The organism is Clostridium sp. MT-14, from assembly GCF_042436595.1.
In the GTDB taxonomy this organism is placed as follows: Bacteria; Bacillota; Clostridia; order Clostridiales; family Clostridiaceae; genus Clostridium_B; species Clostridium_B aromativorans.
Genome location: NZ_JBHMIY010000017.1, coordinates 14,120 through 32,464, shown reverse-complemented (window position 1 = coordinate 32,464; position 18,345 = coordinate 14,120). Strand labels below are relative to the sequence as shown.

General features: G+C 33.2%; 17 protein-coding genes. 12 read left to right on the top strand and 5 right to left on the bottom strand.

Annotated elements, in window-relative coordinates; translation table 11 throughout:
* The first annotated feature begins 119 nt into the window (after positions 1–119).
* The 4 genes from ACFHWD_RS12460 to ACFHWD_RS12445 all read left to right on the top strand — a co-directional run bounded on the left by ACFHWD_RS12460 (position 120) and on the right by ACFHWD_RS12445 (position 3,001).
* A complete protein-coding gene (locus tag ACFHWD_RS12460) occupies positions 120–869 on the top strand; it encodes a hypothetical protein (RefSeq protein ID WP_150358391.1) in 750 nt (249 codons plus the stop codon).
* Positions 862–1,383 carry a QueT transporter family protein gene (locus ACFHWD_RS12455; protein WP_150358392.1) on the top strand — a complete coding sequence of 174 codons (522 nt, stop codon included), beginning with the start codon at positions 862–864 and terminating at the stop codon, positions 1,381–1,383. The genes ACFHWD_RS12460 and ACFHWD_RS12455 overlap by 8 nt, the downstream gene beginning before the upstream one ends.
* A 121-nt stretch (positions 1,384–1,504) precedes the next feature.
* Positions 1,505–2,203, top strand: coding sequence for an arginase (locus tag ACFHWD_RS12450; RefSeq protein ID WP_150358393.1), 699 nt, complete (start codon positions 1,505–1,507; stop codon positions 2,201–2,203).
* 27 nt (positions 2,204–2,230) lie between these two features.
* The gene (locus ACFHWD_RS12445) at positions 2,231–3,001 is read left to right on the top strand and encodes a S9 family peptidase (RefSeq protein ID WP_179977648.1); all 771 of its coding nucleotides are present in this window, start codon (positions 2,231–2,233) and stop codon (positions 2,999–3,001) included.
* A 68-nt stretch (positions 3,002–3,069) separates the two neighbouring features.
* Here the strand turns inward: ACFHWD_RS12445 and ACFHWD_RS12440 are convergent, their stop codons facing one another.
* From ACFHWD_RS12440 to ACFHWD_RS12420, 5 genes are all read right to left on the bottom strand, one after another.
* Positions 3,070–4,194, bottom strand: coding sequence for a DegT/DnrJ/EryC1/StrS aminotransferase family protein (locus ACFHWD_RS12440; RefSeq protein WP_150358550.1), 1,125 nt, complete (start codon positions 4,192–4,194; stop codon positions 3,070–3,072).
* A 6-nt stretch (positions 4,195–4,200) separates the two neighbouring features.
* Positions 4,201–5,376 (bottom strand): DegT/DnrJ/EryC1/StrS aminotransferase family protein, encoded by a 1,176-nt coding sequence (locus tag ACFHWD_RS12435; protein WP_150358551.1) that lies wholly within the window; start codon positions 5,374–5,376, stop codon positions 4,201–4,203.
* Between the two features lie 81 nt (positions 5,377–5,457).
* Entirely contained in the window at positions 5,458–6,663 is a 1,206-nt protein-coding gene (locus tag ACFHWD_RS12430; RefSeq protein WP_179977647.1) for a methyltransferase domain-containing protein, read from the bottom strand.
* A 338-nt stretch (positions 6,664–7,001) separates the two neighbouring features.
* Positions 7,002–8,402 (bottom strand): hypothetical protein, encoded by a 1,401-nt coding sequence (locus ACFHWD_RS12425; protein WP_150358553.1) that lies wholly within the window; start codon positions 8,400–8,402, stop codon positions 7,002–7,004.
* Positions 8,399–8,962 carry a sigma-70 family RNA polymerase sigma factor gene (locus ACFHWD_RS12420; RefSeq protein ID WP_150358554.1) on the bottom strand — a complete coding sequence of 188 codons (564 nt, stop codon included), beginning with the start codon at positions 8,960–8,962 and terminating at the stop codon, positions 8,399–8,401. The genes ACFHWD_RS12425 and ACFHWD_RS12420 overlap by 4 nt, the downstream gene beginning before the upstream one ends.
* A 238-nt stretch (positions 8,963–9,200) precedes the next feature.
* On the opposite strand from ACFHWD_RS12420, the gene ACFHWD_RS12415 reads away from it, so the two are divergent.
* The 8 genes from ACFHWD_RS12415 (at position 9,201) to asnB (ending at position 18,311) form a co-directional block, all read left to right on the top strand.
* The gene (locus ACFHWD_RS12415; protein WP_378062118.1) at positions 9,201–9,353 is read left to right on the top strand and encodes a hypothetical protein; all 153 of its coding nucleotides are present in this window, start codon (positions 9,201–9,203) and stop codon (positions 9,351–9,353) included.
* The gene (locus tag ACFHWD_RS12410) at positions 9,313–10,836 is read left to right on the top strand and encodes a PucR family transcriptional regulator (protein ID WP_378062116.1); all 1,524 of its coding nucleotides are present in this window, start codon (positions 9,313–9,315) and stop codon (positions 10,834–10,836) included. Before ACFHWD_RS12415 ends, ACFHWD_RS12410 begins: the two co-directional genes overlap by 41 nt.
* A 183-nt stretch (positions 10,837–11,019) precedes the next feature.
* Positions 11,020–12,000: an OPT/YSL family transporter gene (locus ACFHWD_RS12405; RefSeq protein ID WP_378062114.1), complete on the top strand. Its 981-nt coding sequence runs from the start codon at positions 11,020–11,022 to the stop codon at positions 11,998–12,000.
* A gap of 17 nt (positions 12,001–12,017) precedes the next feature.
* On the top strand, positions 12,018–12,689 hold the full coding sequence (locus ACFHWD_RS12400) for an AroM family protein (protein ID WP_150358236.1): 672 nt from the start codon (positions 12,018–12,020) through the stop codon (positions 12,687–12,689).
* 18 nt (positions 12,690–12,707) lie between these two features.
* Entirely contained in the window at positions 12,708–13,649 is a 942-nt protein-coding gene (locus ACFHWD_RS12395) for an aminopeptidase (RefSeq protein ID WP_378062111.1), read from the top strand.
* 26 nt (positions 13,650–13,675) lie between these two features.
* Positions 13,676–14,338: an aspartate/glutamate racemase family protein gene (locus ACFHWD_RS12390; protein WP_378062109.1), complete on the top strand. Its 663-nt coding sequence runs from the start codon at positions 13,676–13,678 to the stop codon at positions 14,336–14,338.
* A 337-nt stretch (positions 14,339–14,675) separates the two neighbouring features.
* Positions 14,676–16,331, top strand: a complete 1,656-nt coding sequence (locus ACFHWD_RS12385; RefSeq protein WP_150358238.1) for a glutamine--tRNA ligase/YqeY domain fusion protein — start codon at positions 14,676–14,678, stop codon at positions 16,329–16,331.
* A 138-nt stretch (positions 16,332–16,469) separates the two neighbouring features.
* Positions 16,470–18,311, top strand: a complete 1,842-nt coding sequence (asnB, locus tag ACFHWD_RS12380) for an asparagine synthase (glutamine-hydrolyzing) (RefSeq protein ID WP_229981945.1) — start codon at positions 16,470–16,472, stop codon at positions 18,309–18,311.
* The last annotated feature ends 34 nt before the right edge of the window (positions 18,312–18,345 follow it).

The following is an 18,345-nucleotide window of genomic DNA, read 5'->3' as shown; positions in this document are numbered from 1 at the left end:
GGTGGGGAAATTTCTTCACCTTTTTATATTGTCTCTGTTATTTTAGATATAGATTGTGTGAGGGTGGCATTTAACGTTTCTTATACTTTTAAATTTTTAAACAGGCTAGGAGAGATAATATGAGTGCTTTACCGAAATTGAAAAGATATGGACAAATTACTGAGAGGCTTCCCAGGGAAATTGTGCTTTTAAGGGGAAGCGGGTGTTTTTGGGGAAAGTGTATTTTCTGCGATTACCATCTGGATCAGGACAGCAGTGCCTTTAGAAATTATAAGCTGAATTCTGAAGTGCTCAGGAGAGTTACGGGAAAATATGGAGTACTTCAGGTAATTAATTCCGGAAGTACGAGTGAACTGGATGTCTGTACTGTGTTTGAGCTCATCAGGTTGTGCAGGGAGAAGAACATAAAACAGGTTATTTTTGAGGGACATGTGAAATATGAGGAGAATATAGAGCTTTTTAAAGAACGGTTTTCTCCTGTTGAGCTGAAGTTCATAGTAGGTGCGGAGACCTTTGATGTGGATTACAGGGAAAATGTACTCCACAAGGGAATTGGACCGAGAAAAGCATGTGATTTCAAAAATTTTGACTGGGTGAATCTTCTCTTTGGAATGAGGGGACAGACACTTGAAGCTCTTAAAAAAGATGTAAAGCTTGCACTTGAATACTTTGAAAGGGTAACGGTGAATGTATTTTGTGAAAACAGCACTGAGGTAAAGAGAGACAATAAGCTTGTAGATGAATTTTATAACAGTGAACTGTTCAGAACCTTACAGACAACCTATTATAGTAGAGTAGAGGTGCTGGATGATATAGATGCCAGATGTAATGCAGATCTGGACGGAGTTGGAGGTAAGATAAATGAGTAGAACTGGTAAACTGGTAAAATTGGCTGTAGTGGCTGCAATATATATAGTGGCAACTATTGCATTGGGGCAGCTTTCCTATTGGGGTCCCATAGGGTTTAGAATCAGTGAAGTGCTTAACTTTCTTGCCTTTATAGATCCTTTTTATATAATGTCTCTTACTTTAGGATGTGCAATATCGAATTTTTACAGCTTCAGTATAGTGGACGTTTTCGTGGGCAGCTTTGCAACTTTTGTTGCCACCTATGCTATGTGGAAAACCAGGAATATGGCGGTTTCGATTATATGGCCTGTTTTAGGAAGTGCGGCTATAGCGGAGGAACTTCATGTATTGTACAAGGTGCCTTTTTTCTATACATTTTTTACCCAGGCGGTGGGAGAACTGGCAGTTATGATTTTGGGATATTTTTTATTCAAAAAGATATTTAAAAATTCCGCATTCTTGGATAGAATAAAGATAAAGCTTGATAATAAAAAATTGGAGAGCATAAAATTACAAAACATAAAAAAGGGCTAGTTATTCAAATGTCAGAGTTCAATATCAAATCTTGTTGGTTTTCGAACTTATCCGAAAATCCTCATTAATTGTGCATTGTGAACTGTGAATTGTGAACTGAATAAAAGGGGGAACCTGTATTATGGGGAAGAATCTTCTGAGTATTGATTGGGATTATTTCATTCCTATAAAGAGGAAATGGTGTGGTTCCTATATTGAAAACAGAAGAAATAATATTAATATATGGTATAAGAGATATTTTGAAGATATGAAAAATGGAGAAAATGTAGAAAAATCAGTTAGAACGGGTAGAGAACTCATAGGATTTTGGAATAGAATCAAGAGATACTTTATTATAAAAAAGGAGATGAAGATGTATGTATCTGATTCCCATAAAATTTCCTATTATATAGCAAAAGACAACAAATGTGATAAAGTGATAAATTTTGATGCTCATTCAGATCTAGGATATGGAGGACTGAAGTCCCTTAATTTTGAACTGAATTGCGGTAATTGGCTCGGAAAATTATTAAAAAATAAAATAGTTCAGAAGGTAAGCATAATTTACAGTCCATATACCTACGAGAGCAAGAAGGAATTTAAGGAAATAAACGAAAAATTTCATGTAAGTTATCATGAAACGGAGGACTTTAAGGACAAAATAGCTGTGGACTATATTCACATATGCAGATCGGGAAGCTGGACACCTCCTTGGTTGGATGCAGAATTTTATGGATTCATAAAGAGTTTGAATAGACCCTATAAGATATTTAAATGCCCAAAAAGAGAATGGGATCCAAAAGGACTTACTCTTTCCGATAAAATATATATAACACTCTAATATTCTATTTTTAGGGGGATTGATAATGTGGTTGAAAATTTTGAAGTAAAGAACAAGGCCGGGAAAGTCCTGAGGGGGATTATAAATAGACCTGAAATAGAGTATAAAATGCCGTGCATAATTTTCTGCCATGGATTTATGGGGAACAAGCTGGGCCATGATTTTATGTTTGTGAAAATAGCCAGGATTTTAGAAAGTATGGGAGTAGTTTCTGTAAGATTTGATTTTGCCGGTAGTGGTGAGAGTGATGGTGATTTTTTGGATTTGACGATATCTGGAGAGATTGAAGACTGCAGTTCAGTTATTGATTATGTAAATTCAATTTATTATGTAGACAAAAATAAAATAAATATCTTGGGATTCAGTATGGGCGGTGCAGTTGCAGCAGTAATTGCCTGTAATTATTCAAATTTAATTAAAAATACTGTCCTTATAAGTCCTGCATTCAATATGTATGATGTATTTATAAATGAAGTGAGAGGGAGCAAACTGGAAAAATTTCTGCACACTGGATATATAGAATTTGAAAATAACCGGCTTTATAAGAGTGCTGTAGAAGATGCATTTAACTATAATTTTTTTGATTATTTGAAAGGAATAATGGGAAAGGTACTAATAGTTCAGGGAACGGAGGATCAATCAGTGCCGCCTCTTTATTCCAAGCGGATTAAAGAAATGCTGGAAGATAAAGCTTTTTTAAAGTTTGTTTCCGGAGCTGATCACTGCTATTCAAGTGTGGCCTATTTTAAGCAGCTGGCAGACAACATAGTGGATTTTACAAAAAAATATATAATATAAATTATTTATATATTTTGGACTTCCCATTTCAGAGAAATCAGAAATGGGAAGTCCCAGTAAATAATGGCCTATTTTTTATAAAATCTCTTTATGGTAGAGCATACAAAGTCCACTTCATTTTCTGTTATCTCAGGATATATTGGAAGTGCCAGTATTTCCTTTGATACTTTTTCAGCTACCGGAAAATCACCTTCTTTATATTTTAAATAATTAAAGCATTTTTGAAGGTGAAGTGGGATTGGATAATATATGCTCGTGCCTATATTATTTTGTTTTAAATATGCAGCCAGTTTATCACGACTTTGTGCCAATATGTTAAATACATAATATACGGGTCTTTGTTCTCCTTTTACACTAGGTATTTTTATATAGTCACAGTTATCAAGTCTCTCTTTATACCAAGTTGAGACTTTTTCCCTTTTTTCAATAGCTTCATCTACATATTTTAATTTAACTGACAGTACAGCGGCCTGTATTGTATCAAGTCTTGAATTATAACCCAAATAGTCATAGTGATATTTCTTGGAAGCTCCATGAACCCGGAACATCTTTGCCATTTCAGCCAGTTTGGCGTCATTTGTAACTATCATTCCTCCATCACCGTATCCACCTAAAGTTTTAGTTGGGAAAAAAGAAAATATACCCATGTCACCTATGGTACCCGAATGTCTATATACATCATTGTTCTTGCCCTTCCATTTCATACCAAAGGCTTCTGCAGCATCTTCAAGTACGACTAAATTGTTCTTAGAAGCCAGATCGGTTACCTTATCCATATCCGACATCTGAGAAAATAGATGTATGGGAAGTATACCCACAGTGTTGGGGCTTATTTTTTCTTCAATTTTATTGGCATCTATATTAAATGTGTCTTCATCTATATCTACAAAGACAGGTTTTGCACCGCCTTTAGCTATACAGGAAGTAGAAGCAAGAAAAGTAAAGGGAGAAGTTATTACTTCCTTTCCATTTTTGAATCCCAGTATGTCTGAAGATATAACCAATGCATCCGTTCCTGAAGCTACGGAAACTGCATATTTAGCACCGGTGTATTTTTTTATGGCATCTTCAAAATCAGTAACTTCTCTGCCCATTATGAAATTTCCGCTGTTTAATACAGAATGTATTGCTCTGTTGAATTCATCCTTTTTTTCAGTATATTCTCTTGTAGGTGTAAAAAATTTAACTTCCATATATATTTACCTCACTTTCTCTACTACTTTAATGAGTTCCTGTGCTACATATTCAGCATCTTCTGGTAAAAGTGTTGAATAGAGGGGAAGAGTTATTTCATTTGCATATTGTGAATAGGTATTTGGATAATTGTCTATAGAATATCCAAGATTTCTATAAGCTGTGAACATTGGCAGAGGTGTAAAATGTACATTTGTAGCAATGCCTTTTTCTGCAAGAATCTGTATTACACTATTTCTATTTTCTTCAGTAAAATCTCTCAGTCTAAGTGGATATAGATGATAGGATGTAACCTTATCATCATTTTTTTCAAAAGGAATGATTGCCCAATCTTTATCTTTCAATGCATTGGTATAAATATCGAATATGTTTTTACGCTTTTTTAAAATATTTTCGTATCTGGAAAGCTGAACGAGACCTATTGAAGCGTTTATATCAGCCATATTGCATTTTGATCCGACAAACAACACATCATATTGCCATGCTCCTGCTTTGGTCTTTGAAAGAGCGTCCTTGGATTGACCGTTTAAAGACATCAGTTTAAGTTCCCTGAGAAGATCTTTTTTGCCAAACAGATGATTGTCATTAAAAGTTACTGCTCCACCTTCGGCAGTGGTAAGGTTTTTTACTGCATGAAAGGAAAAAACATGGGCATCTACCTGGTCTCCAACTTTTTTCCCTTTGTAGGATGCACCAAAAGCATGAGCAGAATCGGATACCAGGAGTATATCTTCACGTCCCTTATCCTTTAAAACCTGTTTTATGGCATCATAATCCACTGGTACTCCTGCAAAGTCTACAGAATATATGGCCTTTGTATTTGGTTTTATAGCGTCATACAATTTTTCAGGGTCAATTAAAAAATCGTCTTTTTTTACATCTACAAAGGTGGGAAGTATCCCGCAGTGAATAGCTGCACTGGCGGTTGAAGTATAAGTATAGGGAGTGGTTATTACGTCATCACCTTTTTTTATATCAAATACCTTGAGTAGAATTTCAAGGCCTGCAGTGGCATTTGCCAGTGCGAGAGCATGATTTGAACCACAGTATTCAGATATCTTTTTTTCAAATTCAGCAGTTTTAGGTCCCGTAGTTATCCATCCGGATTTTAAAACATCTACTACTGCGTCTATTTCAGCTTGTGTAATATCTGGAGGAGAAAAGGGAATTTTTTTATTCATAAATATCAAGTCCTTTCTACTTTTAATTTTTAGTCTGATAGTTAACATTGCTAACACGTAGTGGGTGAACTCCACATGAATTTAAGGCTCACTTGATTTAATACCTTGAAAAAAACCAGTGTCCTTTGTTATATAAATATATCCATTTTTGTCTATCTCAGACTGTAAAAAGTTTTTGAGATTGTGGAGTTCGGTTTCATCAAGTATATTTTTTGTATTACCTGGCATTGAAAATATATAATCTGCAAGAGGGCCGGAGGAAGTTACCTTCAGGTTGTCCTTGTATCTTTTTAAAGTTACATTTTTAAACCATTTTGAAACTTCTGCAAGACCATTTTCAAGTTGAAATTTTTCTGTAAGATTCCAACTGTCTGTAGTTATTTCCTGTGAATTAAATCTTTTGACAATATCCCTCATTTCTTTCATATGATTTTTACCAACTGTAGAGGCATAAAAATATCCATTGGGTTTTAAAACCCTGTAAATCTCTGAAAAAGCCTTGCCTATATCGGTTACGTGGTAAAGCATATGGTTGGCGATTACTACGTCAAAACTGTTTTTACTATAGGGGATGTCCTGTGCATCTACTAATTTAAATTTAAATCTCTTTGAATTCAAATTTTTTTTTGCATCTTCCAGCATACCCGCAGAAAAATCAGTGAGAGTTATATCCCATGCTTTTGGAATTTTACACAAATTTTTTGCCCATAATTCGCCGTTGCCACAGCCAAGTTCCAATACAGTGGCTTTATCCGGTAGATTTAATTGTTCGAAAAACCAGTTCATCCAACCCTGTTTGTTAGTGCTGAAAAGTTCATGTATTCTAATTCTGGCATTTAAATTGGAGGCATTTTCATATTGTTCTATCCATTTTTGATCTATATTTATTACATTTATTATGTTTATGAATTTATTCCAATTCAATTCTTTATTTTGGTCCAGCATACAGACAGCCTCGTCTATGGATTTTATTACAGTCTTAATGTGATATATTTTTTCTTTCATTATCTCTTTTTGTATTTCCAAAGATTTTTTTAAATCGTTGTGATTTATATCGTAATTCATTATCCTGGAAATATCTTCGAGAGAAAGCCCTATAAACTTAAGAGTCATTATCTTTTGCAGTTTGCTAAAATCCTCAAAACTGTACAATCTATGTCCATATTCATTATAAGAACATGGTTTTAAAAGGCCAATTTTATCATAATATCTTAAAGTTCTCAAAGTGACACCAGATTTTTTGGCAAATTGACCTATACTAACTAAGTCAGATTTTGGAACAGACACAGTAAATCACCTCTACTTAAACTATTGTACCACATTACGTAAGGTAAGGTGCAATACCCTATTTTATGATTGTATTTGGATATCAATTTCAAGTTATGGATATATTAAAAGTCCAAGATATGACGGTATTTTCACATATACATGATTTAAATATATAGCTGCATGCTACTGTGACAAAATATTTGCTATGGATAACGTAGTCTATGTGCCATAGACAAAGTTAGGCCGTATCGAGATTTTTGCAAATCAAATCTGGATACGGCTGCTATTTTTAATTAACGTTACTTTTTTATATAGGCATTTTCTGGATGAATGTCATATAGAAATAAAATAGAAAATTATTTAATTGTTGACGGCAGATTTATTTCAAAAGGACCAATTGAAGAAAAAGATCCGTTGATTTCATTTAATTGTAAATTATCGCCTATATCTTTTTCCTTTTGAAGAATATGTTTAATTGTACTATTATGTGATCTACAGTGATTGTTTCCATTTTGTCCTATGGTAACACTTCCCAAGTACATATCCCAAGTTTGCAATTTTGAACTGCTGTCATTTATATAACTGTAAATTAGTTCTACAGTGTTATCTGATAGGCGTTCAATACTGACGATTTTATACTTGATTCCCTTATATTCACCAGTTTTATTTAAAATGCTTTTTCCTGATTTGGGAACATCCAAGTCTATCTTAAAATCATTATTTTTACCCATGTAATCATTTTGAACATGATATACTACCTTTGGAACAGTTAATTTTAGCTTTTTACCGGTAAGCTTGCTCAAATCAAATAAAGATTCATTTCCCTGGTCTAAATAGTTGGTATTGTTATGTCCGTATACTGCGTTATTATATTCATCAGAAATTATAATGAGGGAATCCTGTATGGAATTATTATTTATTAATTTTGTACTAGTTGGTTCCTTGAATCCCCATTGCTTGCCTTCTTCAAAGGTTCCACAATTAACTTTATCTATTCTTTTAGATTTAAAATCTGGTAAGGTATCTGTAAAATAGTAATCTACTTTTAAAATATTTCCCTCCTTTTTTAATGAAGTCACATTTAATGTAGTTATTCCATTAGTTGCAGTATATAAGATTTTTGATTCAGGAGCTTCTTTAAAATCAGAATTTTTTAGCTTGAAAGCTGCTTTAGTAAATTTCCTATCATTATCTAGAATACTTAAAGTATAATTATTGGAGTTTTTTACTTTGCCATTGTACTCTAGCCTATATGAGCCTATATGATTATCTGGCATCATGGCAAGATTATCACTCCTGTGAAGTTCATAGGAATTGCCCTGTTTGTCTCTAATAATGTAATAAGAGGGTTTAAGTTCTTCTGGTTCAATGGTTAAAGTAACTACGATTTTGTTTTTGTCTACATACATATTAGCTAAAGTTATATTACCCTGTTTAAGACTGTTTTTAAGAATTTTCGGGGTATCTGAAGAGATCTTTACTTCTCCAATGCCGGATATAACAGTGAATTTTTCTATCATGTTAGCTAAGACATCTTTCTGGGATATAATTATAGGACTAGCTATCAAGAGGATAATAGCTGCCGCAACAAAATTTCTTTTAACTTTGGATTCTTTAGGATTTACTTTGTCAATAATATTTTTGCAGATTCTTTTCTTTTCAATTTTATTAAGTTCTATATTGCTAAATTCATTTTCCCTTATATTAACATCATTTAAAAGCATTAATACATCATCTTTATTTAAATTTAATTTCATTTTGATACCTCCATTTCACCTGAAATATTTAATTTTTTTATGAGTGAGTTTTTAGTGCGCCATAATCTATTGTAAACAGCACCTTTTGATAAATTAAAATTTTTACATAGACTTTCCATATCTTGATCTAAAATATATTTTCGTATAAATAGTTCTCTGTCCAATTTATGCTCATATTGTAAAAGCTTTATTAATTCTTCTTTTTTTTCCTTTGATATATACTCGCTTTCAATATCAGTCTTGGAGATTAAGGTTTGTTCTTCTATTTGAAGGTTATTCTGCTTATATAAGGTTCTTTTATAATCTATAGCCTTATATTTACTTACAGCTAAAAGCCAATTTTTAAATGAAGATTTTTTAGAATTATATAAGTGGCTTTTATTCCATATTAAAAGATATATATCATTAATACATTCTTTTGCATTTTCATAATTATCATTTCCAAGTACATCTAGTACAATTTTAAAAACTAAATTGCAGTAAGTATTAATTATGTATTCCAGGGCTGCAGGATTTTTTTTCTTAAGTTCTAATAAAAAGTTTTTATCATTGATTTTCATCTTTAACTCCTTCCGTCTTATTATCTCACTAATTAATACGAATAATATGGTTAGTATTTCACTTGATGTTGGAAAAAAATATTACTTTTCATGCGTTTATACTGAAGAAATGAAATATTATTTATAAAATGATGTGTTTTTGTGCTTTGTGTTGTATAATACTTAGATAAATCCAAGTATAAAAAAAGTTAAACATTAGATGAAAAGTGGGAGATCTGTTGTGAAGAGGTGAGAAAAAATGGACATAAATTCAAAGAACTCTAATAAATTAGATTTAAAAAACAGTTTACTTGTAAGAGAAGTTTTAAGTATACCTGCCTTTGAATCCGGCAGAGTTATAGCTGGAAAAAATGGACTTGACAATGAGTGCAGGAATAATAACGATAATTGAGACTCCAGATGGAATAGAATGGCTGGAAGGTGATGAATTTTTACTGAGTGCTGGATATGCATTTAAAGATAAAAAAGATGAATTGGACAATGCTGTATACAGGGCATATAAAAAAGGGGCTGCTGCACTTGCAATTAAGGAGAAAAGATATATAGATGTTATACCGCAAAAGATGATAGATCAATCAAATGAATACAATATTCCACTTATAGTATTACCTTGTAATTTTATATATACTAAAGCTTTAAGCAGTTTCTATAATTCACTTTTATATAAAAAAAACAAGCATATATATGAATCAAAAAAAATGCATGATAGATTGCTTAGACTTATGTTAGAAGATAAAAATGCTGAAGATACGATTAAAGCATTATCGGAACTTACTGGTTTAAGTATAATAATTTTGGATTCTGTTTTTAATTTAGTATACAAAAATATAGTTGAAAAACTTTTCGATACAGTCAATGACATGGTCAAAAGTAAAGTAAAAGAATTTGCTGCAAATAAAATGCATGACCATGCTAAAATAAAATGCTATGGTTATGATGTCTATATATATAGATTGTCTTATAATAATAAACTTTTAGGGTATATGTATGTTATTAATAGATTATCTAAAAATAGTATTTATATGGATGTAATTGAAAATGGGAAAAGAATGCTTGAATTGAAACTGGCAAAGGAAAAGAACAAGCCCTTGAATATAGTTAATGTAAATATGATGATAACAAATATGATTTTAAACAGTAGAAATTTACCAGATAAATTTTATTCTAATATAAAAAATGACTATGGATGGAATGACAAGAGTAGATTTATTGGAATTTGTATAAATGTAAATCGTGGTTTAAAAAACGATTCAAAAATCTTAGGCAATCAATTAAATGAAGAAATATGTAATTTGATTGCAAGGATTTTTAATGGTCATGGTTTTTTTATTACGGAAGAAAATAGCAGGATAATTTTGTTTTTTTGTCTGGAGGATGTTGTATCTCTGGATTATGTAGTAAAAAAAATAAACAACTACATAAATAATTATAATAATAGTATGAGAGTGTTTTTCTCAGTATCAAGATCGTATGACGATATAGTAGATATACCGAAGATGTACAATGAATGCTATATAGCATCGTTGTTTAATACCAAAAAGAATATAGTACTATATTATGACTCTTTGGATACAATAAAATTACTTTATCCATTAAAAGAGAATATGCAAACTTTTGAATACTGTAGTAAAACACTAGGTGGAATTAAGGAATATGACAGTAAAAATAAAAGTGAACTACTTAGAACATTGGAATGCTTTTTTAAATACAACATGAAAAAAAAGCTGGTGGCTGATAAATTACATATACATCCTGAAACTTTAAGATATAGATTGAATAAGATAGAAGATTTAACCGGATATTCACTTCACAGTTCAGAGGGAATATTTGCACTTCAAATTGGAATTAAGCTCTATCGCATGATAAAAGACTAAAATTTTTAAATTAATAAATATATAAAATAAAAAATCAAAACATATTAATAAAATCCACATATTTATGACAATGCGTAAATATGTGGATTTTATTTTATGAAATTACAGTATGTTATATTTTCTGAAAAATGATTATAATTCTAATATATTGTTCATAGATAAAGAGGAAAGGGGAAAGACTACATGACAAATAATTTAGAAAACCATCCATCCGTATTTGAACCTGTTGCATTTATAGTAAATGTACTTTGCGCTATACTTGGTGCAGTAATAGGGATGCAGCTGGTAACTACACTTGGAGTAACGCCAAATACTTCTATAATAGGTGCACTTATTGCCATGCTTATAGCAAGAATTCCTTTAAATGTACTTAGAAAATTTAGATCAATACACAGGCAAAATATTGTACAGACATCGATATCATCAGCTACATTTGGGGCTGCTAATAGCTTGATGATACCTATAGGCATTCCGTTTCTGATTGGAAGAAGTGATCTTGTAATTCCACTTCTGATAGGTGTTAGTTTTGCCATGATTGTGGATTCTGCCATTTTGTATAATGTATTTGATTCTGAAGTGTTTCCAGCGTCAGGTGCATGGCCGCCGGGAGTTGCCACTGCAGAATCTATACTTGCAGGTGACAAAGGTGGTAAAAGAGCAGGCATACTTGGTATTGGAACTATAGTTGGGGTAATTGGATCTTTCCTGCACATACCGATGTCGGCTTTTGGTATATCATTTATAGGAAATATATGGGCATTATCTATGTTTGGAATAGGTCTTCTAATAAATCAGTATTCCAAGCCCTTATTTAATATAGATGTAAATGCGCTTTACATACCACATGGAATTATGATAGGTGCAGGATTTATAGCCATATGCCAAATTTTCAAGATTATATTTGTTAAACAGAAAGAAGTGAAGAATAAATCAGAAAATGTAAGCTATACTCGTTCGGCTTCAAGAGTTAAAAAGTCTTTACTGTTTGGGTATATAGCCTATGCATTGATTGCTTCTGGAATTGCTGTAACTTGTGGACTTGCTTCTAAAATGACTACAAAAATGATAATAGGGTTTGTGATTTATGCTGCTGCAGCTGCTTTTGTTCACGAAATGGAAAGTAAATATGGATTTATGAAACATTTTCAAACTTTGGGAAAATAGGGAAGGAGCACATTGTTTTGAAAAAGAAAATAGGTGCTATAACTATAGGACAATCCCCCAGGAACGATGTTATTCCGGAGATAAAGGCTGTAGTCGGGAATAACATAGAGATACTGGAAGCTGGAGCCCTTGACGGACTTACCAAGGATGAAATAGACAGATTTATTATAGAAAAAGACGATTATATACTTGTGTCCAAACTTAGAGATGGCAGTTCCGTAAAATTTGCGGAGAGAAATATATTGAAGAGATTACAGAAATGCATATATGAACTAGAAGACAACGGAGCAGAAATTATTGTGTTTATATGTACGGGATGCTTCCCTGATGTATTCAAATCCAGCAAGCTTCTTATATACCCCCAGAAAATACTGCATTCTGTGGTACCTAAGATTTCAAATAATAAGATAGGTGTTTTTACTCCAGTTAAGGATCAAATAAAGCAGTGTTATGAAAAGTGGTCGGAAAGCGGAAAACATATCGAGGTGGTGTCCGCATCACCCTATAGTGACATTGATAAAATTAGAGAAGCTGCATTTTCCATGAAGGAAAAGGATGTGGATATAATTGTTATGGATTGTATAGGATATAACATGAAAATGAAAGTTATGGTGAGGGAGATAACAGGAAAACCTGTTATATTGCCCAGAACTTTGGTTGGCAGAATTGTAGCGGAAATGTTTGATTGATTGTGGGAGGATGGTATTTTGAATTTAAAAAAAGGTAGTAAAATAGTTCTTGATAATTGCCTTGGAATTAAAAGAGATGAAGATGTTCTCATTGTAACAGATGAAATTGAACTAAATATAGGTAAGGCTCTCTATGAAGAAACAAAAAATATAGGAGCAGAAGCAGTGCTGGCAATTATGAAGGAAAGAGATGTAAGTGGAGAGGAGCCGCCTAGAAATATTGCAGAAGCCATGAGAAATTCCGATGTGGTAATATGTGTTACGGATAAATCTCTGACTCATACAAATGCAAAGATAAATGCAGTTAAAAATGGTGCAAGGGTTGCCACCATGCCTGGAATAAGTGAAAGAATGTTTTCACAAGGTCCTATAATGGCAGATTATACTGAAGTGGAAAAACTTACGTTAAAAATAACAAAATTATTGACAAAAGCAAAAACTGCCAGGATATGTAAAGACGGCTACACTCTTACCATGAGCCTCGAAAATAGAGATGGAATACCTAGTACGGGGGTTTATAGAAAGAGTGGAATGTCTGGAAACCTTCCTTCTGGAGAGGCCTATATAGCTCCAGTAGAAGGAACTGCAGAAGGTGAAATTGTCATTGATGGGAGTATGGTTGGAGCTGGAAAACTATCAGAGCTGCTTTACTTGAAAATAAGTAATGGAAAACTTGAAAAAATGAAGGGAAAGGACTCGGATAAATTTAAATTCCTGTTTGATAATGAAAGAAATTCAAATGTAGGAGAGCTTGGAATAGGTACAAATCCTATGGCGAAGGTAACTGGGATAATACTTGAAGATGAAAAAGTATATGGTACAGTTCACATTGCTTTTGGAACCAATATTTCTTTTGGAGGTACTGTAAAAGCAGATTGTCATATAGATGGTGTAATTTTGAATCCGGATCTCTATTTGGATGACAATTTGATAATAAGTAAAGGAAAATTTGTAATCTGATTTTAATATAGGGGAGGGCTTAAACTGTGGATAGTAAAATTAAAATAGGTATAATAAGAGTACTTACCTTGAAGGATAAGTATGCTCTTGAAAATCATGCTAGAATTATAGATGAAGATGGCAAGTTTGGAGAAAGCATTGAATTTGTGAGCAGATGTATAAAAGATCAACCGTTTGGAATACATGATGATGAAACTTTAAATACAGCTGTTCCTAAAATAGTAGAACTTGCAAAGCAGATGGAGAAGGAAAATTCGGACGGAATAGTTATCAGCTGCTGTGCCGATCCGGGATTAAAAGAAGTTGAGAAAGAAGTTAAAATACCTGTAATAAGTGCAGGCCGGGAGTGTTCAGAAAAAGCACTTAAACTTGGGAAAAAGATAATTGCAATTGGAATAACTGCGGAAGCTACTGAACATCTTAAAGAATTACTTGGAAATAATCTTTTTGATTATTATAATCCTGAGAATATAAACAGCACTTTAGATTTAAATTCTAAAAGAGGAAGAAAATCTGTGGTAGATTCTGCAAAAAAAGCTTATAGATGCGGCAGTGATTGTATAATGATATGCTGTACGGGAATGTCTAATATAAAGATTGCAGAAGAAATAAGGAGCAGCGTGGATATTAAAGTTGCTGATCCACTTGAGGCAATTGCATCAAAGATAAAAAAAGTATATGATCTTTAAGTCGAGTAAAAAAAGGATTTCAAAGGTGTTCTTTAGTATAAAGTCGTTGTGTATAAAGAGGAGCTGCTGCTAATTATGAGCGGCTCCTCTTTTAGTGCACCATGTATGGTGGACTAAATTTCTCAGATTATATGATATCTTGTATAATAATTGCATAAAATATAACACAACAAGTTGCAATGCGGGATAAATAAAGGCTTATTATTGAATATACATGAGATGTATGGTAATATCAAGTAAAGTATTATAAAATTTTAAATGTATATAAAATGGAAAATTCGATAAGAATAGAAATTTTTGTAAAATATCAATAAGTTTTAGAAAAGGAAGGGTACGTATGGAAGATAACAACAGCTCATCAAATTTTATTAGGAATATAATTGAAGAAGATTTAAAGTCAGGTAAATATAAGGAAGTAATAACTAGATTTCCTCCTGAGCCAAATGGATATTTGCATATAGGTCATGCCAAGTCCATAGTTCTAAATTTTGGTTTAGCAGATGAATTTAATGGAAGAACCAATTTGAGATTTGATGATACTAATCCTTCAAAAGAGGATACGGAATATGTGAAATCAATAAAAGAAGATGTAAAATGGCTGGGATACAATTGGGAGGAACTGCATTTTGCATCCAGTTATTTTGATCAAATGTATGAATATGCCATTTTTCTGATAAAAAAGGGGAAGGCCTATGTATGTGATTTGACTTCAGATGAAATAAGGCAATACAGGGGAACACTGACAAAACCAGGAAAGGAAAGTCCTTATAGAAACAGAACAGTGGAGGAGAATCTTGAATTATTTGAGAAAATGAAAAATGGGGAATTTAAAGATGGCGAGAGGGTCCTGAGAGCTAAAATTGATATGTTGTCTCCCAATATAAATATGAGAGATCCTGTATTATATCGTATAGTTCATGCATCACATCACAATACCGGGGACAAATGGTGCATATACCCTATGTATGATTTTGCACACCCTCTAGAAGATGCCATTGAAGGAATTACCCATTCCATATGTACCCTTGAATTTGAAGATCATCGTCCTCTTTATGAATGGATAATAAGGGAATGCGAAACGAAAAGTAAACCTAAACAGATAGAATTTGCCAGGTTGAATATGACAAATACTGTCATGAGTAAAAGAAAACTTAAAAAACTTGTAGATGAAAATTTTGTGGATGGGTGGGATGATCCACGTATGCCAACTATTGCGGGTCTCAGAAGAAGGGGCTTTACTTCAGGATCCATTCGCAGATTTTGCAGGGAAATTGGAGTGGCAAAGGCCAGCAGTGTAGTTGATTCACAAATGTTAGACTATTTTTTAAGGGATGAACTTGAAAAAAAAGCACTCAGAACTATGGCTGTTTTAAATCCTTTGAAGGTTATAATAACTAATTATCCTGAAGGCAAAAGTGAAAATTTTGAAATTGAAAATAATCCAGATGATCCTTCTGCAGGGGTTAGAAAAGTTCCTTTCTCCAGGGAACTGTATATTGAACAGGAAGATTTTATGGAAGATCCACCTAAAAAATACTACAGATTATTTCCTGGAAATGAAGTCAGATTGAAAGGTGCCTATTTTGTAAAGTGCAGTGAAGTGATAAAGGATAAAGATGGCAGCATAACTGAACTCCACTGTACCTATGATCCCAGGTCAAAGGGAGGAAACAGCCCTGATGGTAGAAAAGTAAGAGGAACAATTCATTGGGTAAATGCAGATACTGCTATTTCAGCGGAGATAAGGCTGTATGAACCCCTGATTTTGAATAATTCAGAAGAGGAAAATGACTCATTTTTAGACAATGTAAATCCTAATTCACTTGAAATTGTAAAAGGATTTTTGGAACCTGATATGAAAAATGCAAAGCCCGGGGAAAAATTTCAATTTTTTAGGCATGGGTACTTTAATGTAGATCCTAAATGTACTAGAGATGGTAAATTGGTATTTAACAGGATAGTATCTCTTAAAAGCTCTTTTAGAATCAAGTAGTTTTTGTTATTAGAGGAAAGTTGGCTATAATGTTTAAAATAGATATATGTATAAATTTATAGATTTATGCACATATCTATTTTTAAATCATAAATTATAAGTAGCTTTAAACTAATAATTTATTCGGAGGGGACTTCTATGTGTGGAATTGCAGGATGGATTAACTTAAAGAGAGATATCTCCAAAAATAGAGATGTGATTTTAAATATGGCCAATACGTTAAAAAACAGGGGACCTGACAGTGAAGGATATTATTATTCAAAAAACGCCCTGTTAGGACACAGAAGATTGATAGTTGTAGATCCTACTGGCGGCGTTCAGCCCATGTTAAAAAAAGTAAATGACAAAAAATATATAATTGTGTATAATGGAGAGCTTTATAATACGGAGGATTTGAGAAAACTGCTTGTAGAACAAGGGTATTCTTTTGATTCCTATTCTGACACAGAGGTACTTATAACAAGCTATATCCACTGGGGGATAGATTGTTTAAAATATATAAATGGTATATATGCTTTTGCCATATGGGATGAAAAGGAAAAAAGTTTGTTTATGGCAAGAGATCCACTTGGAGTAAAACCACTGTTTTATACCATAAAAGATGATTCATTTATATTTGGTTCAGAAATAAAAGCTATTTTAGCTCATCCTTTTATTGAACCCGTAGTTGACAGGGAGGGGTTAACTGAAATATTTGCTCTGGGTCCTGCAAGATCCCTGGGTGGAGGAATATTTAAGAATATACATGAGATACCTCCAGCTAATTATCTTATATATGACAGAGACGGACTAAAATTGAAGGAATATTGGAAGCTGCAGTGTAAAGCCCATGAAGAAGACGTGGAGGCTACAGCGGAACACGTGAGGACACTTTTAGTGGATGCCATAAAGAGGCAGCTGGTAGCAGATGTTCCTGTCTGCACTTTTCTTTCAGGAGGACTTGATTCCAGCGCCATATCTGCTGTGGCAGCATCGGAATTTAAAAAACAGGGAAAGGTGCTAAATACCTATTCTATTGATTATGAAGACAATGACAAATATTTTAAAGCAAATGCTTTTGAGCCAACTTCAGATAAAGTATGGGCGTTGAAAATGTCCGAATATATAGAGAGTAATCATCATGGAGTTATAAATACCAGCAGGGATTTGGCAGAGACGCTGTATAATTCCGTGATGGCGGGTGATCTTCCCGGAATGGCGGATATAGATTCCTCTTTATATCTTTTTTGCAGAAAAATAAGAGAGAACAATACAGTGGCGTTGTCCGGCGAATGTGCCGATGAAATTTTTGGCGGATATCCCTGGTACAGAAGAGAAGAAGATATAAATGCCAATACTTTTCCCTGGTCGAAATCTGTGAGTGCTAGGAAAAAGATTTTGTCACAGGATTTGAAATCACTTAAGCTGGATGAATATCTGAATGCACAGTATGAAGACAGTATAAAACAAGTGCCTCATTTGGATGGAGAATCGAAAATTGACCGACGTATGAGAGAACTTTTTTATCTCAATATCAAGTGGTTTATGATCACTTTGTTGAACAGAAAAGACAGAATGAGTATGTCCAATAGTCTTGAGGTGAGAGTTCCCTTTGCAGATTACAGGCTAGTGGAATATGCTTTTAATATACCTTCTGATATAAAATTTTATAAAGGAAGGGAGAAGGGACTTCTCAGGGAGGCATTGAAGGGAATTTTGCCGGAAGATATTATTACCAGGAAAAAGAGTCCTTATCCAAAAACTCATAACCCAGAATATACAAAGAGAGTTCAGAAGTGGATGAAATTAATAATAAATGACAAGAGTTCACCTATACTTCCGCTGATAGATGAAAAAGAAGTCAGGACATTGATAGAAACTGGAGGAGATTCTTTTAAGGAGCCCTGGTTCGGACAGCTGATGAGAGGTCCTCAGCTGCTGGCATATCTGATTCAGGTAAATGTGTGGCTCAAATCCTATAATATAAGGATAGAATTTTAAAAAGATTACTGGTTGAATGCCAGTAATCTCTTTT

Excerpts from the sequence above, each read along its gene's own strand:
- ACFHWD_RS12460 (WP_150358391.1), top strand. The coding sequence starts at position 120 with ATGAGTGCTTTACCGAAATTGAAAAGATATGGACAAATTACTGAGAGG.
- ACFHWD_RS12455 (WP_150358392.1), top strand. The coding sequence starts at position 862 with ATGAGTAGAACTGGTAAACTGGTAAAATTGGCTGTAGTGGCTGCAATA.
- ACFHWD_RS12450 (WP_150358393.1), top strand. The coding sequence starts at position 1,505 with ATGGGGAAGAATCTTCTGAGTATTGATTGGGATTATTTCATTCCTATA.
- ACFHWD_RS12440 (WP_150358550.1), bottom strand. The coding sequence starts at position 4,194 with ATGGAAGTTAAATTTTTTACACCTACAAGAGAATATACTGAAAAAAAG.
- ACFHWD_RS12435 (WP_150358551.1), bottom strand. The coding sequence starts at position 5,376 with ATGAATAAAAAAATTCCCTTTTCTCCTCCAGATATTACACAAGCTGAA.
- ACFHWD_RS12425 (WP_150358553.1), bottom strand. The coding sequence starts at position 8,402 with ATGAAATTAAATTTAAATAAAGATGATGTATTAATGCTTTTAAATGAT.
- ACFHWD_RS12420 (WP_150358554.1), bottom strand. The coding sequence starts at position 8,962 with ATGAAAATCAATGATAAAAACTTTTTATTAGAACTTAAGAAAAAAAAT.
- ACFHWD_RS12415 (WP_378062118.1), top strand. The coding sequence starts at position 9,201 with ATGGACATAAATTCAAAGAACTCTAATAAATTAGATTTAAAAAACAGT.
- ACFHWD_RS12410 (WP_378062116.1), top strand. The coding sequence starts at position 9,313 with ATGGACTTGACAATGAGTGCAGGAATAATAACGATAATTGAGACTCCA.
- ACFHWD_RS12405 (WP_378062114.1), top strand. The coding sequence starts at position 11,020 with ATGACAAATAATTTAGAAAACCATCCATCCGTATTTGAACCTGTTGCA.
- ACFHWD_RS12385 (WP_150358238.1), top strand. The coding sequence starts at position 14,676 with ATGGAAGATAACAACAGCTCATCAAATTTTATTAGGAATATAATTGAA.
- asnB (WP_229981945.1), top strand. The coding sequence starts at position 16,470 with ATGTGTGGAATTGCAGGATGGATTAACTTAAAGAGAGATATCTCCAAA.